Source organism: Plebeiibacterium sediminum, from assembly GCF_026013605.1.
Lineage (GTDB): Bacteria > Bacteroidota > Bacteroidia > Bacteroidales > Marinilabiliaceae > Saccharicrinis > Saccharicrinis sediminus.
On record NZ_JAPDPJ010000369.1, the window covers coordinates 1 to 376 of the forward strand.

Sequence of the window (376 nt, forward strand, 5' to 3'; positions counted from 1 at the left end):
TTCACCTTCAGCTGTTGCAATGAGTAATAATCGGGATTTATACGTTTTGTCAGCAAGAGGTAGTATGTTGTTGGTTATTGGCTTTAATTCTGAAATAAAAGAAATTACCTTTTTGAATCCAAAGTATTTGCCTCAGCCGGAGGGTATTTGTTTTGATGATGATGGAAATTTGTATTTATCAACAGAAGGAAAGAAAAATAAAGGTAAACTATTGTATTATAGAAAGATTCAAAAATGAATAAGGTGTTTAGAATATTTAAGGTTGAAATAACACAACGAATGAAATCATTTACATTCATTTTTTTGATCCTGTTATTTGGAGCATGTGGCACACTCAAAGCTCCATATTATTCAAAGGCAAATCTTGATTGGAATC

Annotated in this window: 1 protein-coding gene; it reads left to right on the top strand. The window is 31.1% G+C overall.

Annotated elements, in window-relative coordinates; genetic code table 11:
- The coding region (locus OM075_RS25815) for an SdiA-regulated domain-containing protein (protein WP_301193414.1) at positions 1–238 on the top strand (238 nt) is incomplete at its 5' end.
- Positions 239–376 lie beyond the last annotated feature (138 nt).